15 protein-coding genes are annotated in these 19,353 nt (G+C 72.1%); 11 read left to right on the forward strand and 4 right to left on the reverse strand.

Annotation, left to right across the window (positions count from 1 at the left end; translation table 11 throughout):
- Positions 1–98: 98 nt before the first annotated feature.
- The 9 genes from AB0J16_RS22575 (at position 99) to AB0J16_RS22615 (ending at position 13,969) form a co-directional block, all read left to right on the forward strand.
- Positions 99–1,658: a protein kinase gene (locus tag AB0J16_RS22575; RefSeq protein WP_358542505.1), complete on the forward strand. Its 1,560-nt coding sequence runs from the start codon at positions 99–101 to the stop codon at positions 1,656–1,658.
- The gene (locus AB0J16_RS22580; protein WP_358542507.1) at positions 1,658–3,187 is read left to right on the forward strand and encodes a protein kinase; all 1,530 of its coding nucleotides are present in this window, start codon (positions 1,658–1,660) and stop codon (positions 3,185–3,187) included. The genes AB0J16_RS22575 and AB0J16_RS22580 overlap by 1 nt, the downstream gene beginning before the upstream one ends.
- 121 nt (positions 3,188–3,308) lie before the next feature.
- On the forward strand, positions 3,309–5,369 hold the full coding sequence (locus AB0J16_RS22585; protein ID WP_358542510.1) for a S9 family peptidase: 2,061 nt from the start codon (positions 3,309–3,311) through the stop codon (positions 5,367–5,369).
- A complete protein-coding gene (locus AB0J16_RS22590) occupies positions 5,333–6,643 on the forward strand; it encodes a serine hydrolase domain-containing protein (protein ID WP_358542512.1) in 1,311 nt (436 codons plus the stop codon). The genes AB0J16_RS22585 and AB0J16_RS22590 overlap by 37 nt, the downstream gene beginning before the upstream one ends.
- Before the next feature lie 88 nt (positions 6,644–6,731).
- Complete coding sequence (locus AB0J16_RS22595; protein WP_358542514.1) at positions 6,732–8,315, forward strand: helix-turn-helix domain-containing protein; 1,584 nt, start codon at positions 6,732–6,734, stop codon at positions 8,313–8,315.
- A 99-nt stretch (positions 8,316–8,414) separates the two neighbouring features.
- Positions 8,415–10,004, forward strand: a complete 1,590-nt coding sequence (locus AB0J16_RS22600) for an ABC transporter substrate-binding protein (protein ID WP_358542517.1) — start codon at positions 8,415–8,417, stop codon at positions 10,002–10,004.
- 444 nt (positions 10,005–10,448) lie between these two features.
- Positions 10,449–11,372, forward strand: a complete 924-nt coding sequence (locus tag AB0J16_RS22605; RefSeq protein ID WP_358542519.1) for an ABC transporter permease — start codon at positions 10,449–10,451, stop codon at positions 11,370–11,372.
- Positions 11,373–13,184, forward strand: a complete 1,812-nt coding sequence (locus AB0J16_RS22610; protein WP_358542522.1) for a dipeptide/oligopeptide/nickel ABC transporter permease/ATP-binding protein — start codon at positions 11,373–11,375, stop codon at positions 13,182–13,184.
- A complete protein-coding gene (locus AB0J16_RS22615; RefSeq protein WP_358542524.1) occupies positions 13,181–13,969 on the forward strand; it encodes an ATP-binding cassette domain-containing protein in 789 nt (262 codons plus the stop codon). Before AB0J16_RS22610 ends, AB0J16_RS22615 begins: the two co-directional genes overlap by 4 nt.
- 78 nt (positions 13,970–14,047) lie before the next feature.
- Here AB0J16_RS22615 and menC read toward each other — a convergent pair whose 3' ends face one another.
- The 3 genes from menC to AB0J16_RS22630 form a co-directional block, all read right to left on the reverse strand.
- The gene (menC, locus tag AB0J16_RS22620; protein WP_358542527.1) at positions 14,048–15,148 is read right to left on the reverse strand and encodes an o-succinylbenzoate synthase; all 1,101 of its coding nucleotides are present in this window, start codon (positions 15,146–15,148) and stop codon (positions 14,048–14,050) included.
- Positions 15,145–15,909: a GNAT family N-acetyltransferase gene (locus AB0J16_RS22625; protein ID WP_358542529.1), complete on the reverse strand. Its 765-nt coding sequence runs from the start codon at positions 15,907–15,909 to the stop codon at positions 15,145–15,147. The genes menC and AB0J16_RS22625 overlap by 4 nt, the downstream gene beginning before the upstream one ends.
- 192 nt (positions 15,910–16,101) lie before the next feature.
- Complete coding sequence (locus AB0J16_RS22630; protein WP_358542531.1) at positions 16,102–16,503, reverse strand: helix-turn-helix domain-containing protein; 402 nt, start codon at positions 16,501–16,503, stop codon at positions 16,102–16,104.
- Positions 16,504–16,570: 67 nt separating this feature from the next.
- On the opposite strand from AB0J16_RS22630, the gene AB0J16_RS22635 reads away from it, so the two are divergent.
- Positions 16,571–17,059 carry a luciferase family protein gene (locus tag AB0J16_RS22635; protein ID WP_358542534.1) on the forward strand — a complete coding sequence of 163 codons (489 nt, stop codon included), beginning with the start codon at positions 16,571–16,573 and terminating at the stop codon, positions 17,057–17,059.
- A 14-nt stretch (positions 17,060–17,073) separates the two neighbouring features.
- Positions 17,074–17,988: an NADP-dependent oxidoreductase gene (locus AB0J16_RS22640; protein WP_358542537.1), complete on the forward strand. Its 915-nt coding sequence runs from the start codon at positions 17,074–17,076 to the stop codon at positions 17,986–17,988.
- 147 nt (positions 17,989–18,135) lie between these two features.
- Here AB0J16_RS22640 and AB0J16_RS22645 read toward each other — a convergent pair whose 3' ends face one another.
- Positions 18,136–19,215 (reverse strand): LysR family transcriptional regulator, encoded by a 1,080-nt coding sequence (locus tag AB0J16_RS22645; RefSeq protein WP_358542539.1) that lies wholly within the window; start codon positions 19,213–19,215, stop codon positions 18,136–18,138.
- Between the last annotated feature and the right edge of the window lie 138 nt (positions 19,216–19,353).

Below are 19,353 nucleotides of genomic sequence, written 5' to 3' on the forward strand. Positions count from 1 at the left end.
TGGTGCATCCCGGAAGATCTGGTTTACCCGACTGGCTCACTTGATCTGACATTTCCCGCTATGGTGCCGAAGATCCCTATCCTTGTCACAGGAGCTCCATGGCGCACGTCGAACCCCTCCGGGAGGGCGACCCCACTGCCATGGGTCCCTACCAGCTGTTCGGGCGTCTGGGCGCGGGCGGCCAAGGGGTGGTCTATCTGGGCCAGGGGCCCGACGGCAGGCCGGTCGCGGTCAAAGTGCTGCGCGAGGGACTCGCCAATGAGCGCTTCGCCAAGGAGATCGACGCGGCGCGCCGGGTGGAGCCGTTCTGCATCGCCCAGGTGCTCGACGCCTCGCTGGGCACCCGGCCGTACATCGTGACCGAGTACGTCGAGGGGCCTTCGCTCCAGCAGGCGGGCCGCCACGTCGGCGCCGATCTGCAGCGGCTCGCCGTGGCGACCGCGACCGCGCTGGCGGCCATTCATCAGGCGGGCATCGTTCATCGCGACTTCAAGCCCGCCAACGTGCTGCTCGGCCAGGGCGGCCCACGGGTGATCGACTTCGGGATCGCCCGGTCCGTCGAATCGGGGCTGACGGCTACCAGCAGCATCGTGGGGACGCCCGCGTACATGGCGCCCGAGCAGCTCGCCGGCGAGGGGATCGGGCCGGCGGTCGACGTGTTCGCGTGGGCGTCGGTGATCGTGTTCGCCGCCACCGGGGCGCCTCCGTTCGGTGAGGATTCACTGCCCGCGGTCATCAACCGGATCCTGCACAACGAGCCGCAGCTCGGCGACCTTCCGCAACCGTTGCGCGCGATCGTGCTGGGGTGCCTGGCCAAGGATCCGGCGCGTCGGCCGGCCATGCGGGACGTGCTGCTGCAGCTCCTGGGCGGGCAGGCCCCGGGGCGTCTGGACCTGGCCGACGGCCGCGGGTACGCCCCCGGGCGTCCGGACGGTGCCGACGGCGGCTGGCATGCACCCGGGCGTCCGGACGGTGCCGACGGCCGCGGTCCGGCCACGGTGCCCGGACGGCGGCACGGGACCAGGACGGTGCTCGTCGCGGGCGTCTCGGGCGTGGGGGCGCTGGTTGTCGCGGGCGCCGTCGCCTGGGGCGCCACGAGCGTCTGGGATCTCCGGGAATCGCGGCCGAGTACGCGGTCACTGGCGTTCACCGCTACCGGGACGCCCACCTCGACGAAGACGAAAACGCGTCAGCACCCGAAGACCAAGAGCCCGACGACCACGGCGAAGCCGACCGTGAAACAGACCCCGAAGCCGACGCGGACCGTGAAACCGACACAGACCGTGAAACCAACAAAGACCGCGCCCAAACCCACGACCTCGTCGTCGAAATCGTCATCGGGCAGCGGTTCCTTCCGGATCGTGTGGGTGCGAGTCATCGGTCCCAGGCACGCCGACTCCCCGGACTGCGTGTACAACCATGGCAACATCTCCGGCCTGGTCGAGGGGACCAAACTCTCCACCGACTTCCGCTACGAATGGGTCCTGAACGGGCGGGTGGTGTCGCGCTCTGAGAGCGTCATCGCCGAATCCCACACCCAGCAGGTCATCGGCCCGCTCGTGCAGACGGACGGCACTCACCGGGTCACCCTCCGCCTCACCTCCCCCCAAGCGGTGTCGAAGGCCTTCTCCTTCACCATCTGCCCGAGCGACGATTGATGACCCCGCTCCTGCCAGAAGACCCCCAGGTCGTGGGGCCGTACCGGCTGTCCGGGCGTCTGGGCGCGGGCGGTCAGGGGGTGGTCTACCTCGGCCAGGGTCCCGACGGGCGGCCGGTGGCGGTCAAGTTGCTGGCGGACGGCCTGGCCGGTGATCACCGCTTCGCCAAGGAGATCGACGCGGCGCGCCGGGTGGAGCCGTTCTGCGTCGCCCAGGTGCTCGATGCCTCGCTGGGCGGCCGGCCGTACATCGTGACCGAGTATGTCGAGGGCCCTTCGCTGCAGGAGGCCGGCCGCCACGTCGGCGCAGACCTGCAGCGGCTCGCGGTGGCGACCGCGACCGCGCTGGCGGCGATCCACCGGGCCGGGGTGGTGCATCGCGATTTCAAGCCCGCCAACGTGCTGCTCGGCAGGGACGGGCCGCGGGTCATCGACTTCGGCATCGCCCGCGCGGCCGGCCATTCGCTGACGGTGACGAGCAGCATCGTCGGCACGCCCGCCTACATGGCGCCCGAGCAGCTCGCGGGCGCCTCGCTCGGTCCCGCGGTGGACGTCTTCGCGTGGGCGTCGGTGATCGTGTTCGCCGCGACGGGAAGCCCGCCGTTCGGCAACGACTCGCTGCCCGCGGTGTTCCGCCGCATCCTCCACGACGAGCCGTATCTGGGGGACCTGCCGGGTCCGCTGCGGCCGATCGTAGTGTCCTGCCTGGCCAAGGACCCCGCCGCCCGGCCCGCCATGCAGGACGTCCTGCTCCGGCTCATCGGCGCCCCGCCCACCGGCACGGCAGGCGACCTAACAGGCCATCGAGGCGGTACGGCGGGCGACTTGACGGGCCGTCGAGGCGGTACGGCGGGCGACCTGACGGGCCATCGAACTGGTACGGCCGGTCCTCCCGTGAGCAGCCCGCGCTGGAAGGCGCTGCTGGCGGGCGCCGGGGCACTGGCGGTGTCCGGCACCTTGGTGGCCGGGGCGATCATGTTGCTGCCCGACACGACGACGCCGACGGCCGCGCCCCTCCAGTCGGCCACGGAACAGCAGGCCACCACGACCCCCAGCCCGCCGGCCAAGAAACAGGGCACCGACAAGACACCCAGCGCGCCGACCAAGAAGCCGCGCCCCACCCGGACCGGCGGCTCGAACCCCACCAGCTCCGTCTCGAGGCAGCCGACGCCCAAACCCACGGCCTCCCCGCGGAAAACCACGACCACGGCTGCGGCTGGGGGGACCGTACGCCTGGCGTCGCTGACCCTGGACGGGCAGCAGACCGGACCGAACTGCTACTCGCCCAGCCTCTTCCCCGTCGCCTTGCTCAAAGGCCCGTCGGGCAAGCAGATCGAGTACGGCTACCGCTGGGTCGTGGACGGCCAGGACGAGGGATGGAAGACGGACTGGGTGACAGGCACGACCCAGAACCGGCGCAACCCCTTCGGCGCCTTCGACCCGGGCCGGCATACGATCGTCTTCCACTTGCTGACACCTTCGAAGGCCACCAGGAGCGTGTCGTTCACGGTGTGCGAGCGGTTGTCCTAGGCGAGAGTCCCTGGGCTGGTGGTTCGTGTTACGCGGTCGTTGGTGTTTCGCACAACGGGAGCGGTGGCCTTCGTCGGATGTGCCGAAGATGCCGTGACCCGGCCGGGCCTACCGTACGGTCATGCCACGCCTCGTCCTCGACGACCTCTACCGCATCGCGGTCCCATCCGACCCGAGGCTGCGCCCCGATGGCGACGCCGTCGCGTATACGCTCACCACCGCCGACCGCGACTCCGACCAGAACCAGGCCGAGATCTGGCTCGCCGCCCCCGGATCCGCGCCGCGCCGGCTCGCCTCCGGGAGCGCGGCGCGCTGGTCGCCCGACGGCCGGCTGCTCGCCTTCCTGCGTCCTGTCGATGGGCGCGCGCAGATCCACCTGCTGCCGATGGAGGGCGGCGAGCCGCGCCCGCTCACCTCGGCGCCGCTCGGTGCCGGTGCGCCCGTGTGGTCGCCGGACGGCAGCCGGATCGCCTACAGCGGACCGTACGGAGACCTCGACCCCCACGCGCCGGTCGTGGCCGACATCCTGGAGTACAAGGCCGACGGCGCCGGGCTGCTGCGCGGCCTGACCACGCAGCTGTTCGTGGTGGACGTGGCGACGGGCGACACCATCCAGGTGACCGAGGGCGGGTTCCACGCGGGCGAGCCGTCGTGGTCGCCGGACGGACGGCGGCTGGCGTTCGCGGCGAGCATGGCGCCCGACCGTGACCTGGTGGTGGAGAGCGCGGTGTACGAGGTGGACGCCACCGGGCCGACGCCGGGCAAACCGGAGCGGCTCACCGGGCCGGACATCATCTGCACCGGCGCCTGGTGGCTCGCCGCGCCCGACCGCGACGGCACCCCCGACCCCGACCCCGGCTCCGACCGCGCTCCCGACCCCGGCTCCGACCGCGACGGCGACGGCCAGGGCCGGGGTGACCGGCTGGTGGTGGCTGGGCTGCGCGAGGTCATCGGCCACACCCGCCTGTACACGCTCGGCTCCGGCACCCTCGACGAGGTGGAGACCGGGCTCGACCGGAACGTCATGACCGGCGCCCCCGGCTACCCGGGCGCCGTCCCCGCGCTACTGGGCGACGACCTGCTGTTCTGCGCCCGCGACCAAGGCCGCACGCACCTGTACCGCCTGGCGGGCGCGCCGCCGGTCGGGGAGGCCGGGACGGAAGGGGAGGCTGGGACGGCTGGGGCCGGGACGGAAGGGGAGGCCGGGCGAACCAGGCAAGCCGTGAAGACAGGGGAGACCGGGCAAGCCGGGAAGGCCGTGAAGATCGTCGGCAACGACTTCACGGTGTCCGGCGTGTCCGTGGCCGCGGGCCGGATCGCCTGGGTCGCCTCCTCCCCGCTCAGCGCCGGTGACGTCTACCTCGACGGCGAGCCCCTCACCCACCACGCCCTCCCGGACGTCGACCTGTTCACCCCGCGCCCCCGTACCTTCACCGCCCCCGACGGCGCCACCATCGAGGGCTTCGTGCTGCGCGACGAGACCCGTACCACCCCCGGCCCGCTGCTGCTCGACGTGCACGGCGGCCCGCACAACGCGTGGTCGCCCGCCTTCGACGGCGCCCACCTCTACCACCAGCGGCTCGCCGCCGACGGCTGGACCGTCCTGCTGGTCAACCCGCGGGCCAGCGACGGGTACGGCGAGGACTTCTTCACCGCCACGGTCGGCGCCTGGGGGCTGGCCGACGAGCAGGACTTCCTCGCGGCCGTGGACGACCTGGTGGCGGAGGGCGTCGCCGATCCTGATCGGCTGGCCGTCGCCGGTTACAGCTACGGTGGCTACATGGCGTGCTGGCTGTCGACCAGGACCGACAGGTTCAAGGCGGCCATCCCCGGCGGCTGCGTCAGCGACCTCGCCAGCATGGCGGGCACGTCCGACCTCGGGTCTCTCATCAAGGCGTACGAGTGCCGGGGCGACCTCCAGGCCCAGTCACCGATCGCCCAGGTGGCCCGCGTCACCACCCCCACCCTGCTCCTGCACGGCGACAGCGACGACCGCTGTCCGGTCGGCCAGGCCGAGCAGTGGTTCGCCGCGCTGCGCGAGCAGGGGGTGCCGGTCCGGCTGGTCCGCTATCCGGACGCCTCGCACCTGTTCATTCTCAACGGGCGCCCCTCACACCGGTACGACTTCAACGAGAGGATCATCACGTGGCTGGAGCAATGGGTCACCGGCTCGCCGAGCTGATCGCCGAGCACGAGGTTCCGGGGGCCGCGCTGGCCTACCTGCACCGGGGCGAGGTACACGAGTTCGCGGCGGGGACGCTCAACAAGGACACCGGCGTCGAGGCGACCCCCGACTCGCTGTTCCAGATCGGCTCCGTCACCAAGGTGTGGACCGCGACCCTGCTCATGCGGCAGATCGAGCGCGGCCGGCTGACGCTCGACACGCCGGTGGCCGAGGTGCTGCCCGAGTTCAGGGTGGCGGACCCGGAGGTCTCCAAGACCGTCACGGTCAGGCACCTGCTCTCCCACACCAGCGGCATCGACGGCGACCTCTTCCTCGACACCGGGCGCGGCGACGACTGCGTGGAGAAGTACGTCGCGGCCTGCGCCGACCTGGCCCAGAACCACCCGCTCGGCGCCACCCAGTCCTACTGCAACTCCGGCTTCACCGTCGCCGGCCGGATCCTGGAGAAGCTCGAGGGCAAGCGCTGGGACGACGTGCTGCGTGAGCAGATCGTCGAACCGCTCGGCCTCACCCACACCTGGACCCTGCCGGAGGACGTGCTGCGCTTCCGCGCCGCCATGGGCCACGTCGACGGCGCGACCGCCCCCGTGTGGGGCCTCATGCGCTCGGCCGGGCCCGCCGGGCTCATCTGCGCCCGGCCCGCCGACGTGGTCGCGTTCGCCCGCGCCCACCTCGAAGGCGGCCTCCTGGACGACCCGCGCGCCATGTGGGAGCCGCAGGTCGACATCCCCAACCCGTACGCGCTGGGCAGGCAGTGGGGCATCGGCTGGATCCTCGACGAATGGGACGGTCACCAGGTCATCTCCCACGGCGGCAACACCATCGGCCAGCACGCCATGCTCTGGGCCGTACCGGACACCGGCACCATCGTGTGCGTCACCGCCAACGGCGGGCACAGCGGCGCGTTCACGCACGCCGTGGCCACCGAGCTGTTCGCCGAGCTGGACGGCCTGACCGTGCCGCCCAGGCTCGGGCCGCCCGAGACGCCCGTCCAGGTCGACGTCGACGGCTACGTGGGCGTCTACGAGCGGGCCGGGTTCCGCGCCACGCTGAGCGTCCGCGCCGGCGAACTGTGGATCCTCGGCGAGGCCACCGGCGCACTGGCCGCGCTCCAGCCGCCGATGGAGATGAAGCTCGTCCCCGTGGACGAGGTCACCTTCGTCTGCCGCCGGGAGGAGGACCCGGACTGGATGTCCGCCGTGTTCTACCGGCTCGAGGACGGTTCGCCGTACATCCACCTGGGAGCGCGCGCCACTCCGAAGATCAGCTGAACTGCCGGACCACGGTGAGCGGGCGGACGGCCGCCCGCTCACCCCCTCCGGACCGAACTACGGCTTCGGGCCGGACTACGGTGAGTGGATGAACGACCGCCCGCGCGCCAGCCTAGGACGGATCCTGAACGACCTCGGCAGCACCGTGATCGACGTGGCCGCCTCGCCGGGCGACCTCGACGCCGAGGTGACCGGGGTGCACATCTTCGATCCGCTCGACGAGCTGATCGTCCCGCCGGGCGGCATCCTGCTGGCGGTCGGCGTGCAGGGCCCGGCGGAGATCTGCTCGCTGCTCACGCGGGCCCCGGCGGCGGCCGGCGTGGTGGTCAAGCTGCCCGTGGACGCCGACGAGCAGGTACGCGCGACCGTGCTGGAGACCGGCGTGGCCGTGCTCGGACTCACCAGGGCCGCCTCCTGGGCCCAGGTCGCCGCCCTGCTGCGCTCCCTGCTGGCGGAGGGGGACCTGACCGAGCCGGGGGAGGAGCCGCAGGGCGACCTGTTCTCGCTGGCCAACGCGGTCTGCGCGCTGCTCGACGCGCCCGTCACGATCGAGGACAGGTCCGCGCGGGTGCTGGCCTACTCCGAACGGCAGGACGAGGCCGACCAGGGCCGGATCGCCACCGTGCTCGGCCGCCAGGTGCCCGAGCGCTACCAGCGGATGCTCGACGAGAACGGCTTCTTCAAGCTGCTCTACCAGAGCCAGGAGCCCGTCTACCTCGAACTCGACGACGGCAGCATCAAGCGGGCGGCCGTCGCCGTGCGGACGGGTGATGAGATCCTCGGCTCCATCTGGGCCGCCGTCCGCGAGCCGCTCACGCCCCAGCGGCAGCGCGCGCTCGCCGACGCGGCCAAGATCGTCGCTCTGCAGTTGCTGCGCGAGCGGGCCGGCGCCGACACCCAGCGGCGGCTCCGTAGCGACCTGCTGTCCACCGTGCTCGCGGGCGGCGCCGACGCGCCCGAGGCCGCCGCGCGGCTCGGCATCGCCACCGCCCGGCTGTGCGTGCTCGCCGCGCAGCTCGCGCACCCCGCCGCCGACGACCCGGCGCGCGCCGAGAGCGACCGGCAGCGCTTCGCCGACGCGCTCGCGCTGCACGTCGGCGCCATCCACCCCAAGGCAGCCGCCGCGCTCGTCGGCTCGGTGGCCTACGCCGTGCTGCCGCTGCAGGCGGGTGGTGAGGAGGAGGCGCGGGCCGTACGCGTGGCGGAGAGCTTCCTGGCCAGGGTCGGGCCGCGGCACTCGGCCAGCATCGGCGTCGGCCGCCTGGCCGCCAGCCTCGCCCACGTCGCCAGGTCCCGCGCGGACGCCGACCGGGCGCTGCGCGTGCTGCTCGCCCGTGGCGCGACGGGCCAGGTCGCCGGCTACACCGCCGTGCACTTCGAGTCGCTGCTGCTCCAGGTCGCCGACGTGGCGGCGGCGGAGGACCAGGCGCCGACCGGCCCCTACCAGCGGCTGCTCGACCACGACGCCGAGCACGGCAGCGACCTGGTCGCCACGCTGCGGGCCTACCTCGACGCGTTCGGCGACGTCAACGCCGCCTCGGCCAGGGTCCACGTACACGCCAACACCTTCCGGTACCGGCTCAAGCGGCTCACCGAGATCAGCGGGCTGGACCTGTCCGACGCCGACGCCCGGCTCACCGTCATGCTCCAGATGCGCATTTTCGGGCGATAGCACCACGCCTGCCGCGCTTTTCGTTACAGCGCACGAAGAACGATCTACGGTCAGCGACCAGGGTGGTGCCTCAGATCCCACTCCCCAGGAGCGCCCCACATGAGAAAACCAGCCGCGCTCGTCGCGCTGGCCCTGCTCGCCGCGGCCTGCGGCGGCACCGCGGGCACAGAAACAGGCACCGGCTCGGGGACGGGCGCGCCGGTCACCGGCGGCACGTTCTCCTTCGCCATCAGCGCCGACCCCGGCGTGCTCGACCCCGCCATGGGCGTGCTGTCGGTCACCAACCAGGTGCTCGCGTTCGCGTACGACACCCTCGTCGGCGTCGGCGCCGACGGCCGGATCGTCCCGGGACTCGCCGAGAAGTGGCAGGTCAAGCCCGACTCGGTGACCTTCACCCTGCGCAAGGACGCGACCTGTTCCGACGGCGCCAAGCTCACCCCCTCCGACGTGGCCGAGAACGTCAACCACATCGCCGACCCCGCCACCAAGTCGCCCATCTACGGCGTTCTCGTGCCCACCGGGATGAAGGCCAAGGCGGACGACGCGGCGGGCACCGTGACCCTGTCCACGCCCGAGCCCTTCAGCTTCATCCTGGAGAGCACCCAGCAGATGTTCATCGTGTGCGGCAAGGGCGTCAAGGACCGCTCGGCGCTCGCCCACGGCACCTCCGGCTCCGGCCCCTACCGGCTCACCGAGTCGGTCTCGGGCGACCACTACACCTTCAAGGTCCGCAGGGAGTACGTCTGGGGTCCCGGCGGGACCACGGCCAAGGACCTGCCCGAGACGGTCACGCTGAAGGTCGTGCCCAACGAGCAGACCGCCGCCAACCTGCTCCTCGCCGGCACGCTCAACGGGGCCACCTTCTACGGCCCCGACCGCGCCCGCGTGGCGGCCACCCCGGGAGTCGTCAAGAACGTCCTGCCCTTCGGGAACGGCCAGTTCTTCTACCACCAGGGCGACGACCGGCCCGCCCACGACCCGGCCGTACGCAAGGCGCTCACCCAGGCCGTCAACCTCAAGGAGCTGTCCGGGATCGCCGCCAGCGGCACCGGCCGGCCCGCCACCGGACTCGTCCTCGAGCCGCGGCCCTGCCAGGGCGACACGGTCACCGGGCACGTGCCCGCCAACGACCCGGCCGCGGCCGCCGCCGCCCTGGACGCGGCGGGATGGCGAGCGGGTGCCGATGGCGTCAGGGTCAAGGACGGCAAGCGGCTGACGCTGCGCTTCGTCTACCCCACCACCAGGGGATCCGGGGTACAGGCGGCGGCCGAGTACCTGGGCGCCGCCTGGAAGAAGGCCGGCGTCGAAGTGAAGCTGAACGGCATCATCGACGCCAAGCTGGCCGAGTCGCTCAACGTCACCCAGGACTGGGACGCCATCTGGCTGCCGATCGCCGTCACCCTGCCGAGCCAGCTCGTCGGCTTCCTGTCGGGACCGGCCGCGCCCAAGGGCGCCAACTTCGCCCACCTGACCAACTCCCGCTACACCTCGCTCATCACGAAAGCCTCGGGAAAGCCGGCGGCCGAAGGCTGCAAGCTGTGGCTGGAGGCCGAGTCGGCGCTGTTCGAGAACGCCGACCTGGTCCCCGTCGTGGAGAACACCGTCCTGGCCGCCGGCAAGGGCGGCACGTTCCGCATCATGGCCGGGGACCTCGTGCCGACCTCGATCCGCCTCACGCGGGGAGGGTAAGAACTGTTGTCGGCGCTTCCTATGCCAGCCGGTGGTTGCCAGAAGAACTGTGATTGGGTTTTCGGATCGACCGCGACTGAAGGTAATCAGATGGTAATGTTCAGTCACAGCCGGGTGCCTGACTGGCGCCCGGTCCCCGCCCCCATTGGTGTCCGCACCAACGGGACAGCGTCCGGCGGGGCGGCGGCCCAAGAGCCGCACTCCCTCCAGGAATGCGGAGTCAGGCCCCGACAACGCGGCTCTCAACGGTCCGTCCGGCTCGCCGGACGGACGCGGCATCGGCTTCCACCAGATCGCCTCCCGGCCTCGGCCAGCAGGCGACGAGGCTACGCTGATGTCCGTTTTACTCACGTAAACACAGAGAGCGGAAGACGCTGAGTGCGCGAGCTCCACACAACCGGGCCCGGCTCGCGTCGGGTGCGGTCACGCGGGTCGCGGTGGGTGGTGCGGCAGGTCGTGCGGTTCGCCGTCTCGCTCGCCGCGCTGCTCGTCGCGTCCTTCGCGATGATCCACCTCATTCCGGGTGATCCGGTACGGGCGTCGCTGGGGCCGGCCGCGCCGATCGAGCTCGTCCGGGCGCGTACGGCGGCGCTGGGGCTCGACCGGTCGATCCCCGAGCAGTTCCTCACGTACACAGGCCACGTGTTGACCGGAAATTTCGGGACCTCGTTCCTGTCGGGCGAGCCGGTCGTCGAGATCGTCGCCGCCCGGCTCCCCAACACCCTGGCCCTGGCCCTGCTGGCGACCGTGGTGGCGCTGCTGGTGGCGGTGCCGCTCGGCATGTGGGCGGCCGTCCGCACCGAGAACGGCCGCAATCGTGGCACCGAGTACGCTTTCACCACCGTGACGGGCACCGCCGTCGCCGTGCCCGAGTTCCTGTACTCGATCGCGCTGGTGACCGTCTTCGCCATCGGCCTCGGCGCGTTCCCGCCCGCGGGCAAGGCGGGCGCCGCCTCGTACGTGCTGCCGGTCCTCGCCCTGGCGATCGGCCCGATCGCGATGATCGCCCGCATCTCCCGCGCGGAGACGCTGCGCGAGCTGGGCACTGACTACGTGCGGCTGGCGCGCGCCAAACGCCTGCCCGCCGCCCGCCTCTACCTCAGGCACGTGCTGCCCAACACGCTCACCGCCACCCTCACCCTGGGCGGCCTGCTGCTCTCGGCGCTGATCGCGGGCAGCGTGCTGGTCGAGTACGTCTTCGCCTGGCCCGGGCTCGGCCTGAAGATCGTCGAGTCGATCACGCAGAAGGACTATCCGGTCGCCCAGGGCGTCATCCTCGTCTACGGCGCGATCGTGCTCGTCGTGAACCTCGCCGTCGACCTGGCCCTGGCCGCGCTCGACCCCACCTCCAAGATCAGGGAGGCATGAGTGAAGCCTCGCCTGCCGCGCACGCCCGCGGCGGTCGCCGGAGCCGTGCTGGTCGCGGCCATGATCGTGCTGGCCGTCGTCGGGCCGCCCATCTGGGGCGCGAGCGCCGAGCGCATCGACGCGGCGGCCATCCTCCAGGGCGCGTCCGCCGCCCATCCGCTCGGCACCGACAGCCTGGGCCGCGACCTGCTCGCCAGGGTGCTCGTGGCCGGCCGGTTCTCCCTGGCGCTGGCGCTGGCCGCCACGCTCATCGGCGGTCTGGCCGGGATCGTGCTCGGCGCCCTCCCGTCCGTGCTGCCGGGCCGGCCCGCCCGGCTGATCACCGGATTGGTCAACGCCCTGGTCGCCTTCCCCGGGTTGTTGCTGGCCATGTTCACGGCGGTCGTCTCCGGGCTGGGCGCCCGCGGCGCGGTCCTGGGCATCGGGGTGGCCATCGCGCCCGGATTCGCCCGGCTCACCCAGACGCTGGCCGCGACCGTCGCCGGGTCCGACTACGTGTCGGCCGCCCGCATGCTCGGCGTGTCCCGCCGCCGGATCCTGACCGGGCACGTGCTGCCGAACATCGCCGAGCCGCTCATCCTGCAGCTCGCCCAGGCGCTCGGTGGCGCCCTGCTCGGCCTGGCCGGGATGTCGTTCCTCGGCCTGGGGGTGCAGCCGCCGTCGTTCGACTGGGGCAGGCTGCTGTTCGACGGGTTCGCCCGCATCTATGTCACGCCCGAGGTCGCCCTCGGCCCGGCGGCGGCCATCGCGCTGGCCGGCATCGGGTTCAACCTACTGGGCGACGCCATGGCCAAGGCCGCCGCCCGTACCGCCGCGGCTGGGAAGGCGTCGGACGCGGCCGTACAGGCCGATCCCGGCGAGCCGGACCCCGGCGCGGTGCTGGAGGTCAGGGACCTGACCGTCGCGTTCCCCGGCGGTGTGACACCCGTGCGCGGGCTGTCGCTGACCATCGCCCCTGGCGAGATCGTCGGTCTGGTGGGGGAGTCGGGCAGCGGCAAGAGCTTGACCGCCGCCGCGATCGGCGGGCTCGTCCCCTACCCGGGCAGGGTCGCCTACGGGCGGCTGCTGCTCGGCGGCTGGGACATCGCCACGCTGTCGGGCAAGGAGCTCGGCACGACGCTGGCCATGGTGTTCCAGGACCCGATGGCCTCGCTCAACCCGGCGCTGCGGGTGGGCGGGCAGCTGGCCGAGGTGGCGAGGGTGCACCAGGGCGCCGGGCGGGCCGAGGCGAACCGGCGGGCCGTGGACCGGCTCGGGCACGTCCACCTGCCCGACCCGGCCGCGCGCGCCCGGCAGCACCCGCACGAGCTGTCCGGCGGCATGCGGCAGCGCGTGGTGATCGCGATGGGCCTCATGGCCACGCCGCGGCTGATCATCGCCGACGAGCCGACCACGGCGCTCGACGTGACCGTGCAACGGCAGATCCTGCGGCTGCTGCGCGAGGTCACCGAGGAGAGCGGCGCGGCCGCGCTGTTCATCACGCACGACATCGCCGTGGTGGGCGAGCTGTGCGACCGGGTCATGGTCATGTACGCGGGCCGGGTCGTCGAGGAGCTGCCCGTCCGCCGGCTGGCCGTCGAGGCCGCGCACCCGTACACGCGGGCGCTCATCGCCTCCCTGCCCGACATGGCCACCGACCGGGACAAACCGCTCGCGAGCATCCCCGGCCGCCAGCCCGCCCCCTCGGACGTGGGCCCCGGCTGCGCCTTCGCGGACCGGTGCGCCCTGGCGACCGCCCGCTGCGCCGCCGAACGTCCCCCGCTCATCCCGTACGGCGAGGCGGGCCGCGTGGCCTGCTGGGAGGTCAAATGATCATCGAAGACCTGACCGTGCGCTTCGGCGCGTTCACCGCGGTCGACCGGGTCACGCTGGAGATCCCCCCTGGCCGGATCGTCGGGCTCGTCGGCGAGTCGGGGTCGGGCAAGTCGTCGCTGGCCAGGGCGGTGAGCGGCCTGGTGCCGTACACGGGCCGGATCGACGGGGCGCGCAACGTCCAGATGGTCTTCCAGGACCCGTACGCCTCCCTGGACCCGCGCATGACGGTCGGCGAGTCGGTGGGGGAGGGGGTACGGGCGGACCGCGCTCGCCGGGCGGGGGCCGTCGCCGACGGCCGCCAGGCGGGAGCCGTCGGTGACGGATCCGACCGTGTGAGGCGGCGTGCGGGGATCTTCGCCCACGGACGCGACCGGGCGGGGCGGCGGGCCGAGGTGGAGCGGCTGCTGGGGCTCGTCTCGCTCCCCGCCGACCTGGCCGGGCGCTACCCGCGTGAGCTGTCCGGCGGCCAGCGGCAGCGGGTCGCCGTCGCCAGGGCGCTCGGCGCGGCGCCCGACCTGCTGGTCGCCGACGAGATCACCAGCGCGCTCGACGTGTCCGTCCAGGGCGCGGTGCTCAACCTGGTGCGCTCGCTCCGCGACGAGCTGGGCCTGTCGATGCTGTTCATCTCGCACAACCTGGCGGTCGTCCGGTACGTCTCCGACGTCGTCGCGGTCATGCACCAGGGCCGCGTCGTCGAGTCCGGGCCCACGGAGCGGGTGGTCGGCGAGCCCGCCCACGACTACACGCGCGCCCTCCTGGAGGCAGTGCCCCGGCTCGCTTGAGAGCTCGCCTGAGTGAGCTCATCCGAGAGCTCACTCGACAGCTCGCCTGAGAGCTCACCCGAGGGCTGACCGGAGGGCTCAGAGAGTGATCCACTCGGTGGCGGTGGTGACCTCGTCGAGCACGGCCGGAATGGGCGTGACGCCCAGCCCCGGCCCGGTCGGCACCGCCAGGTGGCCGTCGCTCAGTTCGAACGGCTCGGTGATGTCGGTGGCGAAGTAGCGGCGCGAGGCCGAGGTGTCGCCCGGCAGCGTGAACCCGGGCAGCGCGGCCAGCGCCACGTTCGCGGCCCGGCCGAGCCCGGTCTCCAGCATGCCGCCGCACCACACCGCGATCCCGTTCGCCCGGCACAGGTCGTGGATGCGGCGGGCCTCCAGGTAGCCGCCGATGCGGCCGGGCTTGACGTTGACGATCGAGCAGGAGCCCAGGGCGATCGCGGCGGCGGCGTGCTCGACCGACTCGATCGACTCGTCCAGGCAGATCGGCGTCCGCAACTGCTTGGCGAGCTTGGCGTGCTGGACGAAGTCGTCGTTGGCCAGGGGCTGCTCGATGAGCAGCAGGCCGAAGTCGTCCAGCTTGGCCAGCTGGCGGGCGTCCACGAGGGTGTAGGCGGCGTTCGCGTCGACCTGGAGGAGAACGTCGTCGCCGAACCGCTCGCGCACCGCCCTGACCGGCTCCACGTCCCAGCCGGGCTCGATCTTCAGCTTGATCCGCACGTATCCCTCGTCGAGGTAGCCCTCGACGGCGTCGAGCAGTTGCGGAATCGAGTCCATGATGCCGACGGAGACCCCGCACGGCACCCGGTCACGGGCCGCGCCGAGGAACCGGCCGAACGACTCGCCCGATGCCCTGAGCTGGGCGTCCAGTACGGCCGTCTCCAGGGCGGCCTTGGCCATCCGGTGGCCCTTGATCGGCTCCAGGGCGCGGCCGACGGCGTTCGCCTCGAGGGTGCGGGGCAGGGCGGGCAGCAGGAAGCGCCGGATCACCTCGGCGGCGCCGTCGACGTACTCGGGAGAGTAGAGCGGCTCCGACATGGCCACGCACTCGCCCCAGCCCTCGGCGTCGGGCGTCACGACCCGCACCAGCAGCACGTCACGGGCCGTCTCGGTGCCGAACGAGGTGCGGAACGGCGCCACCAGCGGCATCGCGATCCGCCGCAGCTCAACTCCGGTGATCTTCACGCTTTCTCCACTACGTAAAAGGACTTCTGATGGAACCCGGTGACGACGCGGCCTTCGGCGATCAGGCCGCCCAGGACGTCCCGCATGGCATGACGCCATGCCTTGGCCGTTCCCGGGTCGGCTCGGCGCAACCCCTCGATGTCCGCAGGCGCGGCCACCAGCACCACCGCGGCGTCCGTACGGCCCGGCACCGGCCGGCCCCCGTCGTCGGCCAGGCCCACCACCGCGTCGCCCGGCACGTGGACCGGCCACGGCTCGCGCCTGGCCAGGGCCTCGACATGCGGCGCGGACAGCTCCCAGACGGCCAGTATCCGGTCGGACTCGTCGCCCTGGTTGATCTCGTCGTCCATGATGCCGTAGAAGCCGGGCAGGTATTCGCGCGGCCGGGCGCCCAGCTTGGCCAGGTTGAAATGGGCGTTGCGGCGTACCAGCGGATCGTAGGTCCAGGTGACCCGGCCCAGCTCGCGCTCCAGCGCCCACCGGCGCTGGTGCAGCTTGATCTCGAACCCGATCCCGCGCCCGGCGGAGGCGCCGGTGATGTGGGAGTGCAGCGCGTTGCCCGCCGCGAGGAACCCGACGGACCCGCCGGCCATCCGGTCGCCGTCGAAGGCGCCCGCGACGTAGCCGCCCGCGTGCGACAGCGCCCGCATCAGCTCGACAGTGATCGGCTGCCCGCCCTGGTCGAACCGCCAGATGCCGTCGAACAGCGCGAACAGTTCCTCGAACTCCGCGATCTCGTGTAATTCCCTGACCGCGATCAACCTGCCGGTCCTCCGAGTAGTCGATGTCACCCGCGACCGTACGCCACAGTGAGGGCGGCCGATTCGTGCCGGTTCACCAAGACGGGAGGGTTCTTCGTCGCCGAGCCCTACGGCCCGGCTCGGCAGCGCGAGCCCTCCGGTGGGACTTCGCGCTGTCGGCGGCTTGAGGACGGCGGGGTGTCAGCCGCGCGATCACGACGCGTCGTAGCGCAGGCGGGAGCCGGCTACGTATGCACGGTGCTGCTCGGCCCATGCGATGAGCCCGGAGACCTGGGCCGAGAGCGTCTGCCCGACGGGGGTGAGGGCGTAGTCCACCCGGGGCGGCGAGGTGGGGGTGACGGTGCGCTCGACCAGGCCGTCGCGCTCCAGGCTGCGCAGGGTGAGGGTGAGCATCCGTTGGGAGATGCCTTCGATGGCCCGCTGCAGTTCGGAGTAGCGCTTGGGTCCGCTGCCGAGCAGGTTCATCACCAGGACGCTCCATTTGTCTCCGACGCGGTCGAGGATGTCGCGCAGCTGGCAGGTCGGGTGGTCCTCGCCGATCGTTTCGCGCACATCGGTGTGCCTTGCGGGGGTCAAAGTGCCTTCTTCCGTCATGGCGGCATTGTGGACCAGACTCGGGAAGCGCACAAGAAGTAACCAGCGCACAGAAAGTGCTGTTGTGATGAGCATCGACTTGACCGATCCCCCACCCCGATCCGGCCCTCGCCCGCAGACCACGGGCCGGGAGATCCCGCATGACCAGCTCGACCAGTTCTCCCCGCCGCGCATCAGGGCCGCTCTGGTGGCGGACGCGCAGGCGCTGGCGGGCGTGTTCACCGGCCCCAGCCAGGTGTCCGAGCCCGCCTCGCTGGCGCTGCGGCTGCATGAGCCCGCCGGGCCATGGGCGGCGTTCCTGCACCCCAGCCCCGACGAGTTCGGGCACATTCACCGCTCGGGCTTCCTCCATCTCACCGTGCCCGTGCCGCTCATCGAGCCGCTGCAGCGGGCCGGGTGGATCGAGCCGCATCCGATCAGCCGTCGTCCTGAGTGGCCGGACACGATCGTGATGCTGTACGCCCCCCGCGACGAGGCCGAACTGGCTGTCGCCCGCGCCGTCCTGCGCGCTTCCTGGCGGCAGGCCACCGCATCATCTGCTACAGAAACGGAGTGATCATTATGCGTGCCATGGCTTTCACCGACTTCGGCGCCGACCTGGCGGCCACCGACCTTCCCGTACCCGAGCCCGGTCCCGGGGAAGTGCTGGTCCGGGTGCTGGCCTCCTCGGTCAACGGCTTCGACCTGGGCGTGCTGGGCGGCTATCTCAAGGGCGTCTACGACTACGACTTCCCCGTCGTGCTCGGTAAGGACTTCGCCGGCACCGTGGCGGCCGTCGGCGACGGCGTGACCGGCCTGGCGCCGGGTGAGGACGTGTTCGGCGTGGTCATGCGTCCGACCCTGGGACAGGGCGGCTACGCCGAGTACGTGGTGGTGAGCCGGCAGTACGGCCTGGCCAAGATCCCCGACGGGCTGGACCACACCCGCGCGGGCGTGCTGGGACTGGCCGGCACCGCCGCACTCAACGCCATCGACGCCGTCGCCCCGGTACCGGGGGAAACCGTCCTGATCTCAGGTGCGACCGGCGGCGTCGGCGCGTTCGCCGTCCAACTGGCCGCCGCCCGCGGCGCCCGGGTGATCGCCACCGCCCGGCCCGGAGCCGAAGCCGCCTTCGTCACCGGCCTGGGTGCCACCTGGGCCGTCGACCACACCGACCTGCCGGCACAGGTACGCGCGATCACACCGGACGGGGTGGATGTCGCGCTGCACCTGGCGGGCGACGGCCCGGCCGTCGCCGCCCTGCTGGCCAACGGTGGGCGGCTGGCCTCCACCCTTCACTATCTGCCCGACGAGCCAGGCCGGGACATCAAGGCCACGGCGGTGATGGCCGACCCCAGCCCGGCCACCCTCGCCCGGCTCGCCGCCGACGCGGCCGAAGGACGCCTTCGGGTGCCGGTCGCCCGCACCTATCCGCTGGCCGAGACGCCGCGCGCGATCGCCGACTTCACCACCGGAACCGTCGGCAAACTCGCCGTCACCATCTGACGGAGACGCCGCCATGCGGCAGCGGACCGGGTCGGCGGGGAACTGCTCCAGCAGTGCCGGGCCGAACGGATCGAGCCGCCCTCTCCGGGGCGGGTCACTCGGATCGTACGGTCGGCACTGCACAACGCGGAGCAAACCTGGTTTCGGTTAACGGCACCCCAGGTCGCCGGCGCGCTTGGGCTCGCAGCCAGCCCCTGGTTCAAGCCGCTCGCCATCGTGGCCGCGACCGGTCTCACACTGCTGCTGATCGGCGTGGCCCTCCTGGCTGGGGTCGAGGGCGGGGGTGATCGTCTCCCACGCGGAGAGAAGATGCGCCACGCTCGGATCCGGCGGGCGCAGCAGCGAAACCAGCATCCCCGTGAATTGCGTCACCGACCAGGGCAGCCGGCGGCCCAGAGCGGTCTGCACCTGCGCCTCCCGCTGGCGGAACACCGGGTGGTCGAGCCGTACGTAGGAGACCCCTTCGGTCGGCACGTCCCGGTGCAGGTCGCCGAGATCTCCCACGAGGGCGATGCCGCCCGAGCAGCGGACGAACTCGTGCAGCGGGCCGAGCCAGTCACAGACCAGCACCGGGCGGACCGTCAGGCCCTCGATCTGCGTACCGATGTCGAAGAGCTCGCGCTGGCTGGTCCCGGGGGAGGCGAGGGCGAGGGGATACTCGCACAACTCCGCCAGCCCGACCCGATCCCGCCCGGCGAGCTCGTGCCCGAGCGGGACGACCGCGACCAGCGGGATCACGACGGCGCACTCCACCCGCACATCGTGCTGTGGTCCCATCGCGTAGGTGACGGCGACGTCGGCGATCCCCTCGGCCACCCGGCGGGTCGCCTCCTGGCGAGGGACGACGTCGAGCCGGAACGTCATGTCGGGGTGGTCGCGCCGGAAGGCCGCCATCGCCCGCGGGACGATCCGGCGTCCGAACCCCTCCGAACAGGCCACGGTGACGTTGCGGGCATCGGCTCCGCGTCCCGTCCGCAACTCGGTCACCAAAGCGGAGGACTCGGCCTCGCTGCGGCGGGCATGGGCGAGGAGCCGGGACCCGGCCTCGGTCAGGGTCATCCCACGCGGATGCCGGACGAACAGGGACACCCCGCACCCTGACTCCAGCTTGGTGATCTGCCTGCTGATCGCCGACGGCGCGACGGTCAGCGAACGGGCCGCCTCGGTCACCGACCCTGTCCGCGCGACCTCGAGGAAGTACGAGAGGCCCACGGGCAAGAGTTGCATCGGATCTCCCAGTGACGGCATGGCGGCGCAGGTTTGCCAATAATAGAACGCTGGATGCCGCAACCGGCAATGGTCGCAGCCTGGGAAACCGCCCTACGCTGCTGACAGCACGGCGCCCCCGATTGCCAGGAGAAACTG

Origin of the sequence: Nonomuraea sp. NPDC049750 (assembly GCF_040659625.1) — a bacterium.
In the GTDB taxonomy this organism is placed as follows: Bacteria; Actinomycetota; Actinomycetes; order Streptosporangiales; family Streptosporangiaceae; genus Nonomuraea.